The sequence below is a fragment of the Crossiella cryophila genome, assembly GCF_014204915.1.
GTDB lineage: Bacteria > Actinomycetota > Actinomycetes > Mycobacteriales > Pseudonocardiaceae > Crossiella > Crossiella cryophila.
The window spans coordinates 2,175,158-2,192,726 of the sequence record NZ_JACHMH010000001.1; the positions used below are offsets into that span (position 1 = coordinate 2,175,158).

The following is a 17,569-nucleotide window of genomic DNA, read 5'->3' on the forward strand; positions in this document are numbered from 1 at the left end:
CCTTTTTCGCTCAGGCGATGTCCCGCCGCTGCGCGACCAGCCTGCCCAGGCCGAGGAACAGCGCGATGTAGCCGAGGAACACCAGGCCGCTGACCCACCAGGCCGGTTCGCTGACGTCGGTGAGCGCCCGGCCCATGGTGCGCATGCTGGTGGGGATGTTGTCCAGGAACAGGTCCTGGCCCACCCCGCTGACCAGCCCGTTGCCCACCGCGTTTGGCAGGAAGTTGCCGACCTCGCCCACACCCTGGGCACCCAGCAGGCCGCGGAGAAGCCGTTCCACCAGCGCGCCCAGCGGCACCACCAGCACGATCGCGATCTGGTTGCTCATCAGCGCGCCGAGGCCGACGCCCAGCACCGCCCACAGCACGTTGGACAGCACCGCGACCAGGCACAGCAGCAGCCAGGAGCCCAGGTTCGGGAAGTTGTCGATGTCCAGCGTGAGCAGCGCGCCGATCGAGCCGAACAGGGCGATGACCACGCCGTAGAGCAGGCCGAAACCGGCGTAGGCGGCCAGCTTGGCCAGCAGCACCGAGGTGCGCGAGGGCGCGGTGAGGTAGGTGGTGGTGATGGTGCGGTGCTGGAACTCCGCGGCCACCGCCAGCCCGCCGAAGATCGTGGTGAAGATGGTGCCGAAGTTCACCGCGGCCGGGAAGACCAGCAGCGCCAGCGGCACGTTGATCTCGGTGTCCTGGGCCTGCGAGGCCACGCTGGAGATCAGCATGCCGAACGCGCTGCCGCCGAGGGTGACCAGCAGCGTGACCAGTGCCGCCGGGATCAGCAGTGCCCACCAGACGTTGGTGGTGAAGATCTTGCGCAGCTCGCTCTTGATCAGGGCGCCCATCAGGCGTTACCTCCGTACTGGTTGCCCTGCTGGCCGGGCTGTGGCGGGTAACCGGGTTGCGGCGGCTGCGGCTGCGGGTATCCCGGTGGGTACGCCTGTTCCTGCTGGTATGCCTGCTCGTAGGAGGTCGGGGCAGGCAGCCCGCCCGACGGCGGTCCCCAGCCCCCGCCCGGCGGGGTCGGCGGCGGGTACTGGCCGGGCGCCGCCCCGGTGTACTGCGCACTGGTGAGCTGGAAGAACAGCCGCTCCAGGTCGACCTGCTCCTCCTGCATGGCGTAGATCGCCACGCCTGCGGCCAGTGCCACGTCGGCGACCTGCTTGGTGTGCACGCCGGTGATGGCCAGCCTGCCGTCCTGGGTCGGCTCGATCATGGTGTGCCCGGCCGCCTGCAACGCCTCGACCAGCTTGTGCGGGTCGGCCGGCTGCACGATGACCCGGCTCTGCTGGGACTGGCGCAGCGTGTCCAGGCCGCCGTTGTAGACGGTCCGGCCGCGGCTGATGATCACCACGTGGTCCACGGTCTGCTCGACCTCGGCCAGCAGGTGGCTGGAGACCAGCACGGTGCGGCCGCTGCGGGCGAAGGACTGCAGGAAGGTGCGCAGCCAGGCGATGCCCTCCGGGTCCAGCCCGTTGGCAGGCTCGTCCAGCACCAGCACCTGCGGATCGCCCAGCAGCGCGGTGGCCAGCGCCAGGCGCTGCCGCATGCCGAGGGAGAAGCTGCCCGCCCGCCGGTCGGCCGCGGCGGCCAGGCCGACCAGCTGGAGCACCTGGTCCACCCGCTCGTCCGGCACCATCAGCGCGGCGGCGTAGATCTTGAGGTGGTTGCGCGCGGATCGGCCGGGGTGGAAGCTCTGCGCCTCCAGCACCGAGCCGACCACCCGGCCAGGGGTGCCCAGCCGCTCGTAGGGCACCCCGTTGATGGTCGATTGCCCGCCGCTGGGCCGGACCAGGCCGAGCACCATGCGCAGGGTGGTCGTCTTGCCCGACCCGTTGGGGCCGAGGAAGCCGGTCACAGTGCCGGGTTCGACGATGAAGCTCAGGTCCTGCACCGCGGTGATGTTCCCGAACTGCTTCGTCAGGTTCCCCACCACGATCCGGCCGCTGCCGTCGTGCACGCGTTCCTCCAGGTGCCACGGGGTACGGCCGCAATACTGCCGCATTGGTCGGCTTCGCGTAGGACAGTTGCCGACCTCGTGGCGCCCGGAGTGATCCGTTACACGGGCCGCTGCCGGATCCGGGGCAGCGTGGGCTCGCGTTCGACCACCGCCGCCCGGTGGATGCCGGGGTCGGTGGTCTCCAGCGGGGTCGGCCGGTCAGGGTCCAGGGTGGCGCTGAGCTGTTCGAGCAGTTCGGGGTCGAGTTCGCTGGGCAGGGTGAGCCGGATCCGGGGGATCTCGGTGGTCACCTCGGCCGCGCCCTCGACCGGGACCTCGGCCCTGGGCAGCGGGGTCTGGGCGGCCGCGCAGGCGCTCGCGGTGACCACGCTGACCGCGCCGATCACCGGTGGCGCGACGGTCTGCTGTTGTCCCCCGAGCGGGGACAGCGGCGCGAGCTGGCCGGGCGGCATGGTGCCGGTCACCGCCTGCGGGATGCGCACCGGCAGCACCGCGCCCGGCGGCAGGGTGCCGGTCAGCGGGGGTGTGGTCTCCGGCGTGATGGTGCCGTTGTGGCCGGTGAACGGCGGGATCGCCCCCGGCGGCAGGGTGCCCTGCTGCCGCTGCTGCGGCGGACCACCCGCCTGGGTGACCAGCGCGGCCAGCACGTCCGGCGGGATGGTGCTGCCCTGCGGCGGGCCGGGCAGCGAGGGCGGCACCGGTGGCGCGGCGCGGGGGGCCTTGCGGCTGAACGGGTTCCGCTTGGCCATCCGGCGTTCCCGGTGCCCGGAGCCGTCGTTGATCAGATGCCGGTGCGCGGTCAGCCACATCTGGCAGGGCCAGCGCCTGCCGCGGCCGAGGAACCCGCCTGGGCAGGCCTTGCAGCGGCCGTCCTCATCCGGCTGGTGCACGGTCAGCAGCAACCGCCAGCCCTCGGCCAGGCGCTGAAGCTCGGTGCGCGCCAGCGGCAGCAGCGAGTTGGCGTCGCCCTCCTCGGCCAGTTGGTCAAGCAGGGCGAGCCGGTCCAGCACCGCCTGGCGCAGCACGTCGTCCATCCTGGTCGTCTCCTCGTCTCGCTGGGGAGGACTCCGCCAGGGCGTCGTCCAGTGCCGCGTGCAGAGCCCGGGTCTGCGTGGCGGACAGGACGGCCGTCTCTCCCGGCGGTGTGATGAGTAACACTGAGTCTGGTTCGGCGAGCAGGGTCACCGACCGAGCCCGTCCGAAGGGGTCATCGCATTCCACCCACCAGCGTGGTTCACCCATGGGCGGTGGCCCGGCCCCGGGAGCACTCGGCTGACCTCAGCCGCAGCGGCGCGAGCAGCGGGTTGACCGCGTTCGGCGCACTGGGCATGGGCATGGAGGAGTAATCGGCCGGGCACGGGCTGTCATGGAGTGCTCACCAGCGAAATCACTCGCATGCCTGGCCCGTCACTCGATTGCCTGCACCTGGCCGCGAATTGGGAGCAAAAAGTATTCGAGGGCCGGTCGTGGGCACCGCGCCGGTCTGAGTAGACTGGTGGAGGCGGCTCGCTCCCGGTGACCCCCAGGCCGGTTGAGCGGGTCGCCCCTTCTTGTCTGATCAACATTCTGTTGGTCCCTCTTCGCGCAATCCCACGACAGGGTGATCCCACGCGGACCCGTCCGGTTCGTTCCGTGTTCCTTATTTATCTCACTCGACAAGATTCTCAGTGTGCGAGTTAGATGGGTGAGGAGGGTGATCGTCCACGGGAGGAAGTCATGCGCGTCCTGTTCACCAGCTCCGCCGGCCTCGGCCATCTGTTCCCGATGATCTCCACCGCCTGGGCGTTACGGGCCGCCGGGCACGAGGTGCGAGTGGCCACCACCGGCCCCGCCGCCACCGCGGCGGCCAACGCGGGCCTCGTCGCGGTGGAGTCCTGTCCCGGTATCGACTGGGAAGCCGAGATCCAGCGGATCATCCAGGAGAACTTCGGTGCCGAGGGCATGGCCTCCCCGAAGCCCGGCGAGCCCCGGCCCGACTCGATGGCCTCCGCGGGCGTGATGTTCGCGCACATGGCCGATCTGGCCACCGACGAGACCGTCCGCCAGGCCGCGCTGTGGCGCCCGGACCTGGTGATCTACGACCTCACCGACGCGACAGGCCCGATCGTGGCCGCCAAGCTCGGCATCCCCTGCGTGCAGCACGGCTTCGGCCTGACCAACGCGCAGGAGCTGTTCGACGCGATGGTGCCCTTCCTCGCGGACACCTTCACCCGCCTCGGCGTCGACGGCCTGGCCGAGAAGGCGGCCGCGATCGACGTGGCCCCGCCCAGCCTCGAGGGCGAACTCAAGGGCATCAGCACCAGGTACGTGCCCTACAACGGCGGCGCGGTGCTGCCGGAGTGGCTCTCCGGGCCGAAGGAACGCCCGCGGATCGTGATCACCATGGGCACCGCGATGGCCACCCACGTGGGCCTCAACCCGTGGCGGGCCATCCTGGACGTGGCGGTGGACGCCGACGCCGAGCTGATCCTGGCCGCCGGGTCGATGGACCTGACCGAGCTGGGCGAGCTGCCCCCGCACGTGCGCACCATCGGCTACCTGCCGCTGGGCGCGCTGCTCGGGGTCTGCGACGCGCTGGTGCACCACGGCGGTTCCGGCAGCACGCTGACCGCGGTGGACGCCGGGGTGACCCAGCTGATCGTGCCGCAGGGCGCTGACCAGTTCTACAACGCCGAGCGGATCGCCAAGCGCGGTGCGGGCCTGAGTGCCGAGCACGAGGGCGTCACCGCCGAGCAGATCCACCGGCTGCTGCACGACGCCGACATCAAGACCGCGGTGGCCGAGGTCAAGGCGGAGATGGCCGCGCAGCCGAGTCCGGCCGAACTGGTCCCGCAGCTGGAGGCCATCGCGGGACACTGACTCCCGGACCGGTCCGGGTGGACGGCGTGCGGTGGGGCCGCCGTCCACCCGGATCCGCTCAACCGGGGAGTCGGACATGCGAGTTCTTGTGGTCAGCTCGATGGGCCTTGGCCATCTGTTCCCGATGGTGCCGACCATGTGGGCGCTGCGCGCGGCCGGGCACGAGGTGCTGCTGCTCAGCACCGCGGCCGGCGCGGCGGCCGGGGCCAGGGCCGGGTTGCCGGTGGTCGAGGCCGCGCCGGGGGTGGACTGGGAGGCCGAACTCACCCCGCCGCCCGGCGAGGTGGACCTGCTGACCAGGGTCGCCAGCCGGTTCGCCAGGATGGCCGACCTGATGAGCGACGGCGCGGTGCGCCAGGCCGCGCACTGGCGGCCGGACCTGATCGTCTACGAGCTGATCGACGCCACCGGCCCGCTGCTGGCCGCGAAGTTCGGCATCCCGTGCGTGCACCACGGGTTCGGCATCACCTCGGTCGGCCCGCTCTTCGACCGGATCCGCGATTTCCTCGGCGCGGCGCTGGACCGGCACGGGGTCGCCGACCTGGCCACCCCGGCCACCACCATCGACATCGCCCCGCCCAGCCTCGGCGGCGACCTTGGCGGCCTGCGCACCAGATACGTGCCCTACAACGGTGGCGCGGTGCTGCCGGACTGGCTGGCGGCGCCGAGGGAACGGCCGCGGATCGTGGTCACCATGGGCACCGTGCTGACCCACCTGGACGACGAGCCGTGGCGGAGCATCCTGACCGCGGCCAAGGACACCGAGGCCGAACTGCTGCTGGCCGCCGGGTCCATCGACCTGTCCGGACTGGGTGAGCTGCCGCCGCACACCAGGGTGCTCGAGTACCTGCCGCTGAGCGCGTTGCTGCCGGTCAGCGACGCGCTGGTGCACCACGGCGGCTCCGGCAGCACGCTCACCGCGCTGGCCTGCGGGGTGCCCCAGCTGGTGCTGCCGCAGGGCGCGGACCAGTTCTACAACGGTCAGCGGATCGCGGCCCGCGGCGTGGGGCTGACCGCCGAGCACGAGGGCGTCAGCGCCGGGCAGATCCACCGGCTGCTGCACGATGCGGATATCGGCACCGCGGTGACCGAGGTGCTGGCCGAGCTGGCCGCGATGCCGAGTCCGGCCGAACTCGTCCCGGCACTGGCGGCCATTGCTCAAACTTGAGTAGGTTGGTGACATGCGCGTTCTGCTCACCAGCACCCCCGGCCTCGGCCACCTGTTCCCGCTGATCTCCACCGCCTGGGCGCTCCGCGCGGCAGGCCACGAGGTCCGGCTGGTCACCGCGGACTCCGCCGCCACCGCGGCCGCGAACGCCGGCCTGACCGTGGTCGACGCCGCACCCGGCGTGGACCTCAAGGCCGCGCTCGGCCTGCGTTTCGACGCCCACGCCAAGCCCGAACCGGGCGCCGAGCCGCCGGACACCGTGGGCGAGGCAGGCCTGATGTTCGCCACCATGGGCGAGCTGATGCTGGCCGGGGCACTGGCGCACGCCGAGCAGTGGCGGCCGGACCTGATCGTCTACGAGCTGTGCGAGACCACCGGCCCGATCATCGCCGCCCGGCTCGGCGTGCCCTGCGTGGCACACGGGTTCGGCTTCAGCGGCGGGCACGGGCTGATCGAGGAGATCCACCGGCACGTCACCGAGCCGCTGGCCATCCCGGAGACCGCGCTGGACCTGGCCCCGCCGAGCATGCACGGCGGGCTGAAGGGGATCAGCACCCGGTACGTGCCCTACAACGGCGGCGCGGTGCTGCCCGAGTGGCTGGCGGTGCCGAGACAACGGCCGCGGATCCTGGTCACCATGGGCACCATCGACCAGGGCGAGGCCGACCTGAGCCCGTGGCAGCGGATCCTGGACGCGGCACAGGGCAGCGGCGCCGAACTGGTGCTGGCCGCCGGTCCGTGGGACCTGTCCGGCCTGGAACTTCCGCCGCACGCCAGGGTGATCGGCTACCTGCCGCTGAACTCGCTGCTGGCCTATTGCGACGCCGCGATCCACCACGGCGGCTCGGGCAGCACGCTGACCGCGCTGGTCGCCGGGATCCCGCAGCTGCTCTCGCCTTACGGCGCGGACCAGTTCATCAACGCCGACCTGGTCCTCCAGCGCGGGGTCGGCTACGCCGCGATGGGCGGGCAGGTCACCGCCGAGCAGATCAACGGGCTGCTGCACGACGAAGGGCTGAAGACCGCGGTGGCCGAGGTCAGGGCGGAGATCGCCGCCCAGCCCAGTCCGGCCGAACTGGTGCCGAACCTGGAGGTCATCGCGGGGCGCTGAGCACGTACAGCAGCGCGCCCAGGCCGAGCAGCCCGGCGAACAGGCTGGTCCACAGCGGCAGCCGCCCGTCCCACCGACTCGCCGAACCGGGCAGGTCGGCGCGGACGCGGCGGTACCGCCGCCGCAGGTCCAGGCTCACCAGCGCCGCCACCGGCCCGGCCACCAGCACGATCCCGGCGGCCAGCAGCGGACTGCGGTGCGCGGCCAGCCGCAGCAGCACCAGGGCCGCGCCGAGGAAGGCCAGCAGGGTGCGCCGCCAGGCCAGCACGGTCCGCTCCGGCTGCAGGCCGGGGTCGATCACAGCAGCACCATGAGCACCGCGAGCAGTCCGGCCAGCACCAGCACCGCGCCGAGCACCGGCAACAGGAACGGGCCCGGCAACGGCTGACCCAGCCGCATGGCGCGTTCGGCGGCGGCCCAGCGGAAGAACGCGGTTCCCGCGCACAGCACGCCCGCGAGCAGCAACGACACCGCCAGCACGGTGCGCAGTGCGCCGTGCCCCGGATAGCCGAGCGCCTCCACCGCCACCCCGCCCGCCATCAGGCCGAGCGAGGTGCGGATCCAGGCCAGGAAGGTGCGCTCGTTGGCCAGGGTGAACCGCGCGTCGGGTTCGTCACCGGCGTCGTAGACGAACCCGGGCCAGCGTCGCGAGGTCACCGCAACACCGTAGGGGCTCGGCGCGGGGCCTGCACCAGGTCTCGACCGCACCACGACACGACCGGCGGCGTTGCCGGGACACCCACGTACGCCCGGTACGCGGGTGCCCCGGCGTCTTGCCGGACGCGCCGTGGCACGGCCGATACCAGGCACGAGCCCCGCGCCGAGCCCCTGAAACGAGGTGTTCGGCCCGAGCGGGATGCGAGATGGTGAAGGCCGCCGCGCCGCCCGGGGGGCGGGGTGGCTGACCGGGTGGGGCGCGAGGGGGGAAGTAGCCGGGCGGTGTGCCAGGGCAACGGGCACACCGCCCGGCTACTGCTCAGCTCAGGCCTGGACCTGGGTGTAGAAGGTCTTGGCGTTGGCGTCGAACAGGGTGCCCCAGGTGGTGGTGCGCCGGTCGGAGCGGCTGTTGACCGCCCAGATCTGGTCGCTGGCGTTCAGCCAGGCGCCACCGCTCTGGCCACCGATGCCGTTGCAGGCCAGCGTCGCGTCGTAGGTCTGCACGCGGGCCTGGCCACTGCAGTTGTAGCTCTGCTGACCGGTGTAGGGGGACTCGGCCGGGTAGCCGTAGAGGGTGGACTGCTGGGCGCGCTTGTCGTTGAACACGATGCTCTTCGCGCCGACCGTGTCGGTCAGCGACTTGCCCGCCTGCGAGGCCACCGAGAAGGCCGCGTAGTCGTAGGCGAAGTCACGCTGCTGGCTGGAGGTCCACCGGGCCGGGATGTGCAGCTTGGTGGCCGGCCAGGTGCCGTACGGGCGGGCGTTGTTCAGGAACGCGGGCAGGAAGCTCACGTTCGCCGAGGTGTTGCCGCCGTACTGCAGGCAGTGCGCCGCGGTCCACACCAGGTTCTTGTTGGCCGCCACCACCGAGGTCGCCGAGCAGCTGGAGTTGCGGCCGCCGGTGGTGAACAGCAGCCTGCCCTGGCTGCGCATCTTCTCCGTGGTGTACGGGCCGGGCACCGGCTGGATGGTGGCCTGCGGCGCGGCGGCGGAGAGGCCGCCGGTGCTGCTCATGTCCGGTCCGGGCAGCGGCATCGGGTTGTTCACCGCGTCCTTGATCCGCTCTGGCGTCCAGTAGTCAGCGGTCTGCTGCGCGGACACCTCCTGGGTCGGACTGGCGGTGGCCGCGCCGACCGGGATCGCGGCCAGGGCGGCGGCGCAGGCGCCGAGTGCGAGCAAGCGGGTGAGCTTCATCGGAAGTTCCTTCCACCTCATGTGCAGGGGGCATGAGGACTCCGACGCTAGGAGGCGCACGCGGGCGGCAGGCAGGGTCCGTTCGGCGGGGGCCATTCAGTGAATGGACCCAAAAACCTGGCCAAAGGTCGGTGTATTTGCCGGGAACTCTTGACTGGGTAACCTTTTCTTTCCTACTTTCGACCGGATAGATCGGATGAATGCGCTTACCCATCGCACAGAGGGGTGCTGGGGATGGACAGTGCGGGCGAACTGACCCGACGCGGACTACTGGGTGGCGCGCTGGCCGGGGTGGCGGGTGCGGTGGCAGCACCCGCGGCACTGGCCGGCGCCGAAGACCCGGCCGCCCCCGTCGAAGCCGTGGGCAGCGGCTCGGCAGGGGGCGGCTGGGTCGATGGCCCCGGTGACCGCGGCTGGACCGACTTCCTCGCCACCAGCGACCTGATCTGGCGCCGGTTGCCGGCCACCTGGGCCGAAGGTCCCTTCCTCGGCAACGGGTTCCTCGGCTCCGGCATCTACGCGCCCGCCGGCGGCAACAGCATCCGGTTCAACGTGCAGCACTCCGAGGTCCAGGACCACCGCCCCGAGTTCGGCGCGCTGTTCGGCCTGGCCCGGATCCCGATCGGCCACCTCGCGCTCACCCCCGTCGGCGCGATCACCGGCGTGGACTGGCGGCTGGACCTGCACAACGCCGAACTCCGCGGCACCATCACCACCGCCGCGGGCACCATCGGCCTGCGTGCCATTGTCCACAGTGGACGATCAGTGCTCGCGGTCGAACTGACCCCCAGCGCCGGTGAACACGGCCTGACCTGGAAGTTCCACCCGGCCACCGCGATCAGTCCGCGCACCGACCCGCGCTTCAACAAGCCGCCACCCCCCGGCTTCCGGCCCAACCCGGCCCCGGAACTCGAACAGCACGGCGACACCCACCTCGCGGCCCAGCCCCTGCTGGCAGGCGGCGGACACGTCACCGCCTGGCGCGAGACCACCCGCGGCGACCGCCGGACCCTGTACGCCACCGTGGCCTGGGCGCACCCCGGCGCCCTGCCCAGGGCCAAGGCACTGCACACGGTCCGGGCCGCGGCCGCCCAGTCCCTCGACACCTTCGCCCGCGGTCATCGGCGCTGGTGGAACGACTACTACCGGAAGAGCTTCCTGTCCGTGCCGGACGGCAGGCTGCAGAGCTTCTACTGGATCCAGCTCTACAAGATCGCCTCCGCGGCCCGCGCGGACGCCCCGGTGATGGCCACCACCGGGCCATGGCTCGAACCCACCCCGTGGCCGGCCACCTGGTGGAACCTCAACGTGCAGCTGGAGTACTGGCTCATCCACGGCTCCAACCACCTGGAGCTGGACGCGGTCACCCGCAGCCTGGACCGGCACCGCGACGCCCTGCGTGACCAGGTGGACGCGGCCTACCGGGACGGCAGCTACGGCGTGCCACGCACCACGGACATGTTCCTGCGCAACGGATCCGGCACCGGCACCGCCGGCTACGGCATCGGCATCCCCGGCAAGGCCGAACCGACCCCCGAGGTCGGCAACCTGGTCTGGGCGCTGCACAACGTGTGGCTGTCCTACCGGCACACCATGGACGAGCACCTGCTGCGCGAGGTGCTGTTCCCGTTGCTGCGCGGCGCGATCCGCTACTACCTGCACTTCCTCGGCACCGGCCCGGACGGCAGGCTGCACCTGCCCTTCACCTTCTCCCCCGAGTACGGGGTCAACGCGCCGGACTGCACCTACGACCTGGCCCTGCTGCGCTGGGGCTGCAAGACCCTCCTGGACGCGGCGAAGATCCTGCGGGTCGCCGATCCGATGACCGGGCGCTGGCGCGAGGTGCTGGACAAGCTCACCGGCTACCCGGTGGACGCCAACGGCTACATGATCGGCGCGGGCGCGCCGTTCGCGAAATCGCACCGGCACTACTCGCACCTGCTGCAGGTCTACCCGCTGTATGAGATCACCTGGGAACAGCCGGAGCACCGCAAGCTCATCGAGACCTCCCTGGAGCACTGGATCAGCTTCGAGGGCGCGCTGCAGGGCTACAGCTTCACCGGCGCGGCCTCGATCTCCGCGCAGATGGGCCGCGGTGACAAGGCCGAGTTCTACCTCGGTGAGCTGCTGCGCCGCTTCGTCAAACCCAACACCATGTACCAGGAATCCGGGCCGGTGATCGAAACCCCGCTGTCCGCGGCCCAGTCCTTGCACGACATGCTGTGCCAGAGCTGGGGCGGGGTGATCCGGGTGTTCCCGGCGGTGCCGGCGAGCTGGCGCGAGGCGGTGCTGCACGAGTTCCGCACCGAGGGCGCGTTCCTGTTGTCCGCCAAGCGATCCGGCGGCGCCACCCAGTGGGTCCGGCTACGCAGTGAGGCCGGCGCCCCGTGCGTGCTGCGACCGGGCATCGAGGGCCAGCTCAGCGTGCGGGACCGGTGGGGCCTGCCCCGGCGGTGGAAGGACCTGGGCGAGGGGAGGATCGAGCTGTTCCTGCGCGCGGGTGAAGAGGTCCTGGTGCACCGCAAGGGAGTCCGCCCTGACCTGCGCATCGGACCGGTGACCCCGAACACACCGGCCGCCCCCTGGGGTTTACCCGCATAACGAACCGATGCCGGGTTCACAGCTTTTTCTCAGATCGCTCACACGATTGCTTCAGCCCTGGATGATTAGTTAGAGATGCGGGGCGATCGGGGCGCCCCGTCCAACTTCCTCCGGCAGCAGGGGCCGGGGGATGGGTGTCCGGCAGCAGGGGCCGGACACAGGTGCGAGCGGCTCACCTGCTCGCAGTACAGGTGAGCCGCCCGCGCGCGCAGTTAGCTCTGTGGGCTAACTAGTTCGGGGTGTTACTGCGGCAGGTTGGCGCCGCCGGCGAAGGTGAACAGGTCGCCGGTCTCGGCGAGCATGGTGCAGGTGTTGGGGAACCGGCCCTGCCAGTCCAGCTCCTTGCCGCGGTAGGTGCCCTTCACCGACACCGTGCGCGGCTGGTAGTCGAGCGTGCAGGCGTAGCCGTCCTTCGGTGCGAGCTGGGCGATGTCGCCGCCCGCGCGAGCCAGTGAACGGCAGGCCCTGGTCGGGCTCGGGTGCGTGCCGAGCGCCGGGTTGCAGGCCAGGATCGCGGTCTCGTCCGGGATCAGTGAATCGGTTTCGCCGTAGGACACCGACAGCGTCATCGCCGAAACATCGAGTCCGGACGTGGACGCCGCGGTGGCGGCGGGGGTCATCGCGAACAGCGCGGCCGCGGTCAGCGCCGTGCTGGCGAGTAGGTGTGAGGTACGCATAGTGCGACCCGGTCTACCGGAGCCACGCGCGGGGGCCGAGGTCTGCGCTGCCGGGTCCGCCGGATCGCGTGACACCCGGTCGTGGATGTTCACTCTCCGTTGATGCGGAACACGTGTCCCGCACGGGTCGCGAACTCACAGGGATTGCCGAAGTACAGCTCCACGTCGACCGCCCGGCCCTGCCAGTGCCCGCGCGCGGTGGCCCGCTTCGGGTTCTCGATGTGGTCGGTGCAGGCGGTCTCGTGGTCGCCGACCTGCTGCACGTCGCCGCCCACCCTGGTCAGTTCGGTGCAGGCGAGTCCGGGCGTGGGATGCGTGCCCTCGTCGGGGCCGCAGGTCAGCGTGACCGCGTCCGGCAGGTTGGCCTGGCCGACGTTCTCCACGGTCAGTTCGAGCACGCTCTCCGGCGGCGGGGTGAGCAGGCCGGGAGCCAGCAGGCCGGCCGCGGCCAGCAGGGGCAGGAAGGTGGGGAGGGGCATGCTTCGATGGTCCCGCGCCGGGGCTGGCGAAACGCCGCTCCGTCAGCGGGACCACCGGATCGTGCCTGGACTTCAGTCCACAGTGGACGAGTGGTCACCCAGGGTCGCCACCGCGTCCTTGATCGCGCGCTGTGCCACCGCGAACAGCCCGGCGCCCAGCGAGATCCGGGCCACGCCGAGCGCGGCCAGCTCCGGCACGGACGGGCCGTCGAAGTAGTAGTGCACGTTCACCGGACCGCCGACCGCGGCGGTGAACTCCTTGATCTGCACCGGATCCCGCAGGCCGATCGGGTACACGCAGTCCGCGCCCGCGGCCAGGTAGGCCCGGCCGCGTTCGATCGCCTCGGCCAGATCCCGTTGCGGCGCACCGGCATCCAGGATGAAGCAGTCGATCCGCGCGTTGAGCACGAACGGCGTGCGGGCGACCGCCTTCAGCTCGGCCAGCCATTCGGCCTGCCGCTCGACCGGCTTGAGGCCGCCGTGGTGGTCGCCGTCCTCCAGGTTGCAGCCGACCGCGCCCGCGTCGAAGAGCGCCTCGGTGAACTCCACCGCGGAGAGGCCGTAACCGGCCTCCAGGTCCGCGGTCACCGGGGCCGGGGTGGCCGCGGCGATGGCGGCGAGGCCGGCGAAGGCGACCGAGGGCGGCATCGAGTTGTCATCGGGGTAGCCCGCGGCCGCGGCCACGGCGTAGCTGGAGGTCGCGACCACCGGGAAACCCAGTCCGTGCACCAGTCGCGCGGTGGCCGCGTCCCAGGCGTTGGGCAGTACCAGCGGCGACCCTGGCACGTGCCGCGACTTCAGTTCGGCGGCCTGCGTGGCTAGATCACCCATGCGCGTGCTCGACCTTGAACGGCAGCTCCTGGGTCACGTTGAGCATGTTCCAGGCGTTGATGGTGACGATGGCGTAGACCACCTTGGCCAGGGTCTCCTCGCCGAAGGCGGCCAGGGCCGCGGCGTAGACCTCCTGCGGCACCCCGCCGTGGTTGATGTTCGTGACCGCCTCGGTCAGCGCCAGCGCGGCCCGCTCGGCCTCGGTGAACACCCCGGCGGCCTCCCGCCAGGCGGCGATCAGGCCGAGTCGCTGCTGGGTCTCGCCCAGCTTGACCGCGTCCCGCACGTGCATGTCCAGGCAGAACGCGCACCCGTTGAGCTGCGAGGCGCGGATCTTGATCAGTTCGGCCAGGATCTTGTCCAGGCCGGAGTCGGCCACGGTCTGGTTGAAGGCCAGCATGGCCTTGTAGCCGGCGGGCCAGGACTTCGCGAAGAGTGGTCTGTTGTTGCTCACGAGAACCAGCCTAGGCGGAACTGGTCCACAAAACTGGACCAGTGCGAGCCAAGTAATCTGGACCAGTGGCCGAGCTGTATCTGGACCTGGAACCCGGTCTGACCCGGCATGCCGCCATCGAGCGGGCCCTGCGCGGGGCGATCAGGGACGGCAGGCTGCGCCCTGGTGACCCGCTGCCCTCGACCAGGGTGCTGGCCGCCCAGCTCGGCGTGGCCCGCGGCACCGTGGTGGAGGCGTACGCCCAGCTCACCGCCGAGGGCTGGTTCCGCAGCAGGCAGGGCGCGCCGACCGTGGTGGCCGCCGCCCCCGCGCTGGACCAGCCGAGCGCGCACCGCCCGGCCGAGCAGGGCCCGCGCTGGGACTTCCGCCCCGGCGAGCCGGACGCCTCGCTGTTCCCCGGCAGCTCCTGGCTGGCCGCGTTGCGCACGGTGCTGCGCAGTGCCCCGTCCTCGGCCTTCGGCTACGGCGACCAGCGCGGCCGGATCGAGCTGCGCACCGCGCTGTCGGGCTACCTGGCCAGGGCGCGCAAGGTGCGCTGCCCGCCGGAGCGGATCGTGATCTGCAGTGGTTTCTCCCCGGCACTGCGGGTGCTGTGCGAGACCTTCCAGCGGCTGGGCATCACCGAACTGCACATGGAGGAGCCCTGCCTGTACCGGCACCGCGATGTGGTGACCAAGGCCGGGCTGGGCATCCGGCCGACCCCGGTGGACGCCGAGGGCCTGGCGGTGGCCGAGCTGACCGGCCGGGCCGCACTGGTCACCCCGGCGCACCAGTACCCGCTCGGCTACACGCTGAGTCCCTCGCGGCGCAAGCAGATCGTGGACTGGGCCCGCCGGGTGGACGGGTACGTGATCGAGGACGACTACGACGGGGAGTACCGCTTCGACCGGCAGCCGGTGGGCGCGCTGCACGAGCTGGACCCGTCTCGGGTGATCTACGGCGGCACCACCTCCAAGCTGCTCGCCCCCGGCATGCGGCTGGGCTGGCTGGCGCTGCCCGCGCAGCTGGTGGACCCGGTGGTGGACGTGCTGACCTACCAGACCGCGCCCGCGCTGGATCAGCTCGGCCTGGCCGAACTGATCACCAGCGGCCGGTTCGACGCGCACATCCGGCGCACCCGCACCGCCTACCGCCGTCGCCGCGAGCACCTGGTGGCCACCCTGGCCGAACTGCCCGTCGGCGCCGGGCTGACCGGCATCTCCGCCGGTCTGCACGCGGTGCTGGAACTGCCCGAAGGTCTTGCGCTGGAACGGGAACTGGTCCAGCGCGGGGCCCGGCGCGGCATCGCGCTGGAGGGCCTGGAGCCGTACTGGCACGGCGAACCGCGGCGTGCTGGGCTGGTGCTGGCCTACAGCCGGGTCCCGGCCGCCCAGGCCCGCCGTTCGGTGGAGGCGCTGGACGCGCTGCTGCGCGAGGGCTGAGCTACAGCTCGATCACCTGGCCGGTGCGGCTGGAGGCGTAGGCGGCCTCGACGATCTCCGCGGTGGTCACCCCGTCCAGCGCGGTCACCGGCGGTGGCGCGCCCTCGGTGAGTGCCTTGACGATGCCCGCGTAGTAGTGCTGGTACCCGCCTGCCTCGGTGCGCACCGGCCGGAACCCGCCGACCGAGCCCAGCCGTCCCCAGGCGTCCTCGGTCTCCTCGCCCCAGCCGGGACCGCCGGGCACCGCGCCCTGCTTGAGCAGGTCTTCTTGCGGGTCCATGCCGTGCTTGACGTAGGCGCCGCCGTCGCCGAGCACCCGGAACCGCGGGCCGAGGTCGGCGGCCAGCGCGCTCATCCAGAGCTGGGAGCGCACGCCGCCGTGGTGGGTGAGCGCGACGAAGGCGTCGTCATCGGCCACCGCGCCGGAGCGCCGGACACCGATCTCGGCGTAGACGTGCACCGGCCGCCCGAACAAGGCCACCGCCTGGTCGATCAGGTGACTGCCCAGGTCATGCGTGATGCCACCGGCGTCGGCCGGGTCCGCGCTTTCCTTCCACGCTTTCCAGCTGGTGCTGGGATCCGGCCGCCAGCGCTCGAACCGGGATTCGAACCGGGTCGGATTTCCGATTGCTCCCTCGCCGAGAAGTCGCCGCACGGTGAGGAAATCCCCGTCGTAGCGCCGGTTGTGGAACGGCGCGGCGAGCAGGCCCCGGCCGGCGGCCAGGTCGGCCAGTGCGCGGGCATCGGCGGCGGTGGCCGAGAACGGCTTGTCCACCACCACCGGCAGCCCGTGCCGCAGTGCGGCCGAGGCGTTGGCGTAGTGCTCCCGGTTCGGCGTGGAGATCACCGCCAGGTCGAACTCGTCGGCGCGAACCAGCAGGTCGTCCAGGCTGCGGATGATCTCGGTGCCCGGGTACCGGTCCAGCACGGCCTGCTGCCGCTCCGGGTTGCCGGTGACCACCGCGGCCAGTCGCAGGCCGGGGGTGCTGTCGAGGAAGGGGGCGTGGAAGGCCGAGCCGCCCAGTCCATAGCCCACCAGGGCCGCGCGCACTGTCATGCGATCAGACTAGGAGCGCGGCCCCCTACGCGCGCCCGCGCGCCCGAAAGGAGGGGCCGAAGGTAGTGGTGGCATTTCTTTCATGGGGGAGTTACCTCCCCTCTTTCGCCCCAGACCTCGCTTTGCCCAGAAACCGCACCTAGCGTCGGCCTCGTGACAGCGACTCTTGAAACCCCGGTGCAGCCTGGTGGGCCCAAACCGATGCTCGACGGCGAACGCTCTGCCGCCTCGTACCTGGGCGTCAAGATTTTCGTCGTCCTGCCCTTCCTCGCCCTGATCGCGGCCGTGCCGCTGGCCTGGGGCTGGGGGCTGAGCTGGCTGGACATCGGTCTGGCGCTTGGCTTCTACGCGATCAGCGGACTCGGCGTCACCGTCGGCTTCCACCGGCTGTTCACCCACGGCTCGTTCCGGGCCAACACCCCGCTGCGGGTGGGTCTCGCGGTGGCCGGCACGCTGGCCGTGCAGGGCTCGCCGACCGACTGGGTGGCCGACCACCGCCGCCACCACGCCTTCTCCGACAAGGAGGGCGACCCGCACTCCCCGTGGCTCTACGGTGACTCCCCGCTGGCCCTGGCCAAGGGTTTCTGGCACGCGCACATGGGCTGGATGTTCGAGCGGGAGAAGACCAACCTGGACCGGTTCGCGCCGGACCTGATGGCGGACAAGAACATCCGCGCGGTGGACAAGCTGCTGGTGCCGATCACCACGCTCAGCTTCATCCTGCCCGGCATCCTCGGCGGCCTGATCACCTGGTCCTGGTGGGGCGCGCTGACCGCGTTGTTCTGGGCCGGTTTCGTCCGGGTCAGCTTCCTGCACCACATCACCTGGTCGGTGAACTCGATCTGCCACATGATCGGCGACCGCCCGTTCAAGTCCAAGGACAAGGCCGCGAACTTCTGGCCGCTGGCCATCCTCAGCTTCGGCGAGTCCTGGCACAACCTGCACCACGCCGACCCGACCTGCGCCCGCCACGGCGTGCTGCGCGGTCAGGTGGACATTTCGGCGCGAGTGATCTGGATCTTCGAGAAGCTGGGCTGGGCCACCCAGGTCCGGTGGCCCACCCCGCGTCGGCTGGCCCGGATCACCAAGGGCCAGGACGACTGA

At 71.4% G+C, this 17,569-nt stretch carries 17 protein-coding genes; 6 read left to right on the forward strand and 11 right to left on the reverse strand.

Going from position 1 to position 17,569, the window contains the following annotated elements:
- Nucleotides 1-10: 10 nt before the first annotated feature.
- The 3 genes from HNR67_RS10240 to HNR67_RS10250 form a co-directional block, all read right to left on the reverse strand.
- Nucleotides 11-841, reverse strand: a complete 831-nt coding sequence (locus HNR67_RS10240; protein ID WP_185001809.1) for an ABC transporter permease — start codon at nt 839-841, stop codon at nt 11-13.
- Nucleotides 841-1,956 (reverse strand): ABC transporter ATP-binding protein, encoded by a 1,116-nt coding sequence (locus HNR67_RS10245; RefSeq protein WP_185001810.1) that lies wholly within the window; start codon nt 1,954-1,956, stop codon nt 841-843. Before HNR67_RS10245 ends, HNR67_RS10240 begins: the two co-directional genes overlap by 1 nt.
- A 98-nt stretch (nt 1,957-2,054) precedes the next feature.
- Nucleotides 2,055-2,990 carry a hypothetical protein gene (locus tag HNR67_RS10250; RefSeq protein ID WP_185001811.1) on the reverse strand — a complete coding sequence of 312 codons (936 nt, stop codon included), beginning with the start codon at nt 2,988-2,990 and terminating at the stop codon, nt 2,055-2,057.
- A 682-nt stretch (nt 2,991-3,672) separates the two neighbouring features.
- Between HNR67_RS10250 and HNR67_RS10255 the strand changes: the two genes are divergently transcribed.
- The 3 genes from HNR67_RS10255 to HNR67_RS10265 all read left to right on the forward strand — a co-directional run bounded on the left by HNR67_RS10255 (nt 3,673) and on the right by HNR67_RS10265 (nt 7,094).
- A complete protein-coding gene (locus HNR67_RS10255; protein WP_185001812.1) occupies nt 3,673-4,815 on the forward strand; it encodes a nucleotide disphospho-sugar-binding domain-containing protein in 1,143 nt (380 codons plus the stop codon).
- A 76-nt stretch (nt 4,816-4,891) separates the two neighbouring features.
- Nucleotides 4,892-5,983, forward strand: a complete 1,092-nt coding sequence (locus tag HNR67_RS10260) for a nucleotide disphospho-sugar-binding domain-containing protein (protein ID WP_185001813.1) — start codon at nt 4,892-4,894, stop codon at nt 5,981-5,983.
- Between the two features lie 13 nt (nt 5,984-5,996).
- Entirely contained in the window at nt 5,997-7,094 is a 1,098-nt protein-coding gene (locus tag HNR67_RS10265) for a glycosyltransferase (RefSeq protein ID WP_185001814.1), read from the forward strand.
- Here HNR67_RS10265 and HNR67_RS10270 read toward each other — a convergent pair.
- The 3 genes from HNR67_RS10270 to HNR67_RS10280 all read right to left on the reverse strand — a co-directional run bounded on the left by HNR67_RS10270 (nt 7,078) and on the right by HNR67_RS10280 (nt 8,945).
- A complete protein-coding gene (locus tag HNR67_RS10270) occupies nt 7,078-7,395 on the reverse strand; it encodes a DUF202 domain-containing protein (RefSeq protein WP_185001815.1) in 318 nt (105 codons plus the stop codon). The two genes, HNR67_RS10265 and HNR67_RS10270, sit on opposite strands and share 17 nt — an antisense overlap.
- Complete coding sequence (locus tag HNR67_RS10275) at nt 7,392-7,751, reverse strand: YidH family protein (RefSeq protein ID WP_185001816.1); 360 nt, start codon at nt 7,749-7,751, stop codon at nt 7,392-7,394. The genes HNR67_RS10270 and HNR67_RS10275 overlap by 4 nt, the downstream gene beginning before the upstream one ends.
- A gap of 324 nt (nt 7,752-8,075) precedes the next feature.
- Nucleotides 8,076-8,945 (reverse strand): trypsin-like serine peptidase, encoded by an 870-nt coding sequence (locus HNR67_RS10280; RefSeq protein ID WP_185001817.1) that lies wholly within the window; start codon nt 8,943-8,945, stop codon nt 8,076-8,078.
- Nucleotides 8,946-9,179: 234 nt separating this feature from the next.
- Here HNR67_RS10280 and HNR67_RS10285 point away from each other — a divergent pair, with 234 nt between their 5' ends.
- Entirely contained in the window at nt 9,180-11,546 is a 2,367-nt protein-coding gene (locus HNR67_RS10285) for a glycosyl hydrolase family 95 catalytic domain-containing protein (RefSeq protein ID WP_185001818.1), read from the forward strand.
- 242 nt (nt 11,547-11,788) lie between these two features.
- On the opposite strand, the gene HNR67_RS10290 is transcribed toward HNR67_RS10285, so the two are convergent.
- The 4 genes from HNR67_RS10290 to HNR67_RS10305 all read right to left on the reverse strand — a co-directional run bounded on the left by HNR67_RS10290 (nt 11,789) and on the right by HNR67_RS10305 (nt 13,987).
- A complete protein-coding gene (locus tag HNR67_RS10290; protein WP_185001819.1) occupies nt 11,789-12,223 on the reverse strand; it encodes an SSI family serine proteinase inhibitor in 435 nt (144 codons plus the stop codon).
- An 89-nt stretch (nt 12,224-12,312) separates the two neighbouring features.
- Nucleotides 12,313-12,702 carry an SSI family serine proteinase inhibitor gene (locus HNR67_RS10295; RefSeq protein WP_185001820.1) on the reverse strand — a complete coding sequence of 130 codons (390 nt, stop codon included), beginning with the start codon at nt 12,700-12,702 and terminating at the stop codon, nt 12,313-12,315.
- 72 nt (nt 12,703-12,774) lie between these two features.
- Nucleotides 12,775-13,533 (reverse strand): isocitrate lyase/PEP mutase family protein, encoded by a 759-nt coding sequence (locus tag HNR67_RS10300; RefSeq protein ID WP_185001821.1) that lies wholly within the window; start codon nt 13,531-13,533, stop codon nt 12,775-12,777.
- Nucleotides 13,526-13,987 (reverse strand): carboxymuconolactone decarboxylase family protein, encoded by a 462-nt coding sequence (locus HNR67_RS10305; protein WP_185001822.1) that lies wholly within the window; start codon nt 13,985-13,987, stop codon nt 13,526-13,528. Before HNR67_RS10305 ends, HNR67_RS10300 begins: the two co-directional genes overlap by 8 nt.
- A gap of 65 nt (nt 13,988-14,052) precedes the next feature.
- Here HNR67_RS10305 and pdxR point away from each other — a divergent pair, with 65 nt between their 5' ends.
- Nucleotides 14,053-15,408 (forward strand): MocR-like pyridoxine biosynthesis transcription factor PdxR, encoded by a 1,356-nt coding sequence (gene pdxR / locus HNR67_RS10310; RefSeq protein ID WP_185001823.1) that lies wholly within the window; start codon nt 14,053-14,055, stop codon nt 15,406-15,408.
- 1 nt (nt 15,409) lies between these two features.
- Here pdxR and HNR67_RS10315 read toward each other — a convergent pair whose 3' ends face one another.
- Complete coding sequence (locus HNR67_RS10315; protein ID WP_185001824.1) at nt 15,410-16,465, reverse strand: Gfo/Idh/MocA family oxidoreductase; 1,056 nt, start codon at nt 16,463-16,465, stop codon at nt 15,410-15,412.
- A gap of 153 nt (nt 16,466-16,618) precedes the next feature.
- Here HNR67_RS10315 and HNR67_RS10320 point away from each other — a divergent pair, with 153 nt between their 5' ends.
- On the forward strand, nt 16,619-17,569 hold the full coding sequence (locus HNR67_RS10320; RefSeq protein ID WP_185001825.1) for an acyl-CoA desaturase: 951 nt from the start codon (nt 16,619-16,621) through the stop codon (nt 17,567-17,569).